The organism is Ruegeria sp. CJ3, from assembly GCF_056536725.1.
In genome coordinates this window covers 1-4,035 of the sequence record NZ_JBQFQE010000019.1, presented here as the reverse complement: position 1 = coordinate 4,035, position 4,035 = coordinate 1, and the positions used below count along the sequence as shown (strand labels likewise).

Genomic DNA, 4,035 nt, shown 5'->3' with positions numbered 1-4,035 from the left:
TTCAGGTTTCTCTTATCCCGGTCACCTTGGCCATGGTAGGGAGTATGTTTTGACGTTTGTGAAGAACTTGATGGCTTCGATGACGCCTTCCTTGACGCCGTTTCCGGAGTCTTTGATGCCGCCGAAGGGGGACATCTCGATGCGGTAGCCGGGTTGTTCCCAGATGTTGCAGGTGCCCACGTTGAGGCCGTTGATATAGGCGATGGCGCGGTTCAGGTCGTTGGTGCAGACGCCTGAACTGAGGCCGAACTCGGTGGAGTTCGAGATCGCCATCACCTGCTCGTCGTTGTCGGGCACGCGGACGATGGGGATGATGGGGCCGAAGGTTTCCTCCATCACCAGCTCGCTGTCATGGGGCACCTTGTCGACCACGATGGGGGGCAGCAGCGCGCCCTGACGACCGGGGTGGTAGAGAATTTCTGCGCCCTCTTTCTCGGCCTGATAGACGCGGGTCTCGAACACTTCCGCCGCTTTGTCGTGGATCACACAGCCCAGCTCGGTCTCGGGGTCCTGCGGGTCGCCGAACTTGATCTTCTTGGCCTTCTCCAGCACCAGCGGGACAAACTTGTCCGCCACGCTGTCCTGCACCAGAATGCGCTTGATCGCGGTGCAGCGCTGACCCGAGTTTCCGGTGGCCCCGGCGACGGCAATGGTGGCCGCCTTGTCCAGATCGGCATCGGAAAGGTCGTTCAGAACGATCAGTGGGTCATTGCCCCCCAGCTCCAGCGCCTGACGTTTATAGACCGCCTTGGCCGCGATCATCTTGCCCACCGGCACACCGCCAGTGAAGGTGATGATGTCGATCTTGTCATTGACGATCATCTCTTCGCCAATGTCCTGCGGCCAGCCGGTGACCACCTGGAACATCTCGGGCGGCAGGCCCGCTTCGTACAGGATATCCGCCAGCGTCAGCGCCGTCAGCGGTGTCAGCTCGGTCGGCTTGCACACCATGCAGTTGTTGGATGCGATCGAGGGCGCGATCTTGTGGCTGACCATGTTCAGCGGGTGGTTGAACGGCGTGATCGCGCTGATCGCGCCCACCGGTTCGCGGGTGGTGAAGATCTTACGGTCTTTGCCGTTGTGGGTCAGGTCGCAGGAAAAGATCTCGCCATCATCCTTCAGCGCCTCGGCGGCGGCGAACTGATAGACATCCTGCGCGCGCTTGGTCTCGTAGATCGCGTGCTGGTGGCAGATGCCCAGCTCTAGCACCAGCCATTTGGCCAGATACTCGCGGCGCTCGCCGATCAGTTCACCGGCGCGTTGCAGGATCTGGCTGCGTTCGTACCGGGTCAGCTTGGGCTTATAGGCCGCTGCGATTTCAAAAGCCTTGCGGGCGTGCTCGGCCTTGCCCGCGGGGACATGGCCGATCACTTCGTTGGTGTAGGGATAGAGAACCGGCACCGTCTCGTCGGTAAAGACGATCTCGCCGCCGATGCGCATCCCCTCGTTTCTGATCTCAGACACGGTCTGGTCCTTCATGGCTTACTGCGCCGCCGCTGTTGTGGCGTAGAAAAACGCATCAAAGTTGCGCAGATCGGGCGCGTTGCCCAGATCGATCACCCGGTTGACGATGAAGGGCACCTCCTGCTCGGTCAAGCCGCCATGGCTGCGCAGCGGCTCACCCAGAGCAGCCAGATCATGACGATCCGCCGAGGTGCCGATGGTCATCTCGCCGGTGCAGACCATGGTCAGGTCACCGATGCGGTCGGCGGGCAGTTCGTATTTGGCAACCGCCTCTTCCTTGGTCAGCACTTCCAGCATCTCGGGCAGGGCCGCAACCTTGGCCTTGACCTCATCCCGGTCAGCGCCTTCGGGCAGGTAGACCGTAGCGAACGAGCCAAGCGCGCCGTGGTGAACCACATACGGGTCGGTGATCGGCAGGATTACACGGGCCTTGCCCTCACCCAGCCAGTCGTCAAACACGTCCTGCATGTAGATGACCGAGGGCTCTTTCGAGGTCGGCTCGTGTTTGGCCTTCATGCCGTGGTCGGCGGTGACGACGATGGCCGCGCCCATTTCATCCAGCTGTGCCAGGTATTTGTCGAACATGGCGTAGAAATCCAGCGCGCCCTGCTCTTCGGGGGCGAACTTGTGCTGCACATAGTCGGTGGTCGACAGGTACATCACATCCGGGCGCATCTCTTTCAGCAGCTTCACACCAGCGGCAAAGACAAATTCCGACAGTTCGGCGGAATACACTTCCGGAACCGGCATGCCCAGCCAGGCGCTGGCATTGTCGATGCCATGCTCGGCCTTGGTGGTCTCGCCCGAGCGTTCCGCCGAGAAGGCAACTGCGCGGTCGTCGTCGAACTTCAGGCCTGCGCCCAGCAGTGCGCGCAGCTTGTCCTTGGCGGTGACCATGGCGACGCGATAGCCTGCCTCGTAGAATTGCGAGAAGATGGTCGGCGCGCGCAGGAAGCGCACATCGTTCATCATCACCTCTTCGCCGGTTTCCGGGTCATAGAGGAAGTTGCCGCAAATCCCATGCACGATCGGCGGGCGACCGGTGGCAATCGACAGGTTGTTGGGGTTGGTAAAGCTGGGGATCACCGAATGCGCCAGACGGTCGGTGCCGGTCTCGCGGATGCGCTTGAGCGTCGGCATCAGGCCCTTGGCGATGGCCACTTCCAGATATTCCGGCTCGCAGCCGTCCAGACAGATGGCAATGGCAGGCACTTTGGGGGCCGGGTAGACGCGCTCATTCGCGGTCACGGGGGTTTGGATGGTCATTTGGGGGGTGTCCTTGTTAATTAGGCTGCCAGTTTGGCGCGTTCTTCCAGCGCAAGAGCCGGAGGCGCCGCGCTGGCGACCCCCATCTCGGCCAGGGTTTCCTTGGCGGCAGATACAACCTGCCGCATCACATGCTCATCCATCTGCCCGATACAGCCGACGCGGAAACTGTCCACAACCGTCAGCTTGCCCGGATAGATGATAAAGCCCTTGTCCTTCATCAGATCGTAAAAGCGCGAGAACACGAACTTCTCGTCCGCAGGGCAGAAAAACGTCACGATGATCGGGCTCAGCCAGCGGTTCTGCAGCAGCGTCTCGAAGCCCAGCTCGCGCATGCCTGCGACCATCACGTCACGATTGCGGGTGTAACGCGCGCCGCGTCCGGCAACGCCGCCTTCAACTTCATGCGCCTTCAGCGCTTCGAGGAAGGCCGCAACCACATGGGTCGGCGGGGTGAACCGCCACTGGCCGGTCTTTTCCATATGCGCCCATTGCGCATGCACATCAAGGCTCAGCGAGTGGCTGTTGCCCTTGGCCGCCTCAAGCTCATCCTTGCGGGCGATGATGAAGCCAAAGCCCGGTACGCCCTCGATGCACTTATTGGCCGAGGACACCATCGCCTCATACCGGATCTCGGACGGCTGCAACTCGATCGCGCCAAAAGCCGACATCGAATCGATCAGCAGCTTGCGCCCCGCCGCATAAACCGCCTCGGAAATCTCCTCGACCGGGTTCAGAATGCCCGAGGACGTCTCGCAATGGATCGCAACCACATGGGTGATCGCAGGGTCCTTGGCCAGAATCTCGGCCACTTCCGACCCGCGCGGCGGCAGGTAATCGCCCTTGTCCAGCACCAGATGATCGCGCCCCAGATACTGCAACGTCTGCGCCGAGCGTTGCCCATAGGCCCCGTTCGCCAGCACCAGCGCCTTGCCATCCTTCGGGATGAACGAGGCCAGCATCGCCTCAACCGCAAAACTGCCCGAGCCCTGCATCGGAACGCAGTCAAACGCTTCGGCCCCTTCACCCAACAGCGCCAGCAGCCGCGACCGCATATCCCGCGTCATCGCCCGGAAATCATCATCCCAGCTGCCCCAGTCCCGCAACATCGCCTGCTTCACCGCATAAGACGTCGTTAAAGGTCCAGGCGTCAGCAAATACGCCTCACCCATCTTGGGCGCTTCAATCAAATGTTCAGACTGCGTCATCACCAGGCTCCAATACCGCGTAACTAACACACGTTTGCAACCACTCTCCCCATATGTAAAATCGAGAATATCGATCAATGGATAAGCACGGCTTATA

General features: G+C 61.0%; 3 protein-coding genes. All 3 read right to left on the bottom strand.

The genetic code is table 11. The features are described 5' to 3' along the window. Positions 1-21: 21 nt before the first annotated feature. The 3 genes from phnY to ACR0J1_RS19325 are packed head-to-tail and all read right to left on the bottom strand — an operon-like array spanning position 22 to position 3,938. On the bottom strand, positions 22-1,464 hold the full coding sequence (phnY, locus tag ACR0J1_RS19335) for a phosphonoacetaldehyde dehydrogenase (RefSeq protein WP_480734396.1): 1,443 nt from the start codon (positions 1,462-1,464) through the stop codon (positions 22-24). Positions 1,465-1,482: 18 nt separating this feature from the next. Continuing rightward, a complete protein-coding gene (phnA, locus tag ACR0J1_RS19330) occupies positions 1,483-2,730 on the bottom strand; it encodes a phosphonoacetate hydrolase (RefSeq protein ID WP_480734395.1) in 1,248 nt (415 codons plus the stop codon). Positions 2,731-2,750: 20 nt separating this feature from the next. Further along, the gene (locus ACR0J1_RS19325) at positions 2,751-3,938 is read right to left on the bottom strand and encodes a 2-aminoethylphosphonate--pyruvate transaminase (RefSeq protein ID WP_480734394.1); all 1,188 of its coding nucleotides are present in this window, start codon (positions 3,936-3,938) and stop codon (positions 2,751-2,753) included. Between the last annotated feature and the right edge of the window lie 97 nt (positions 3,939-4,035).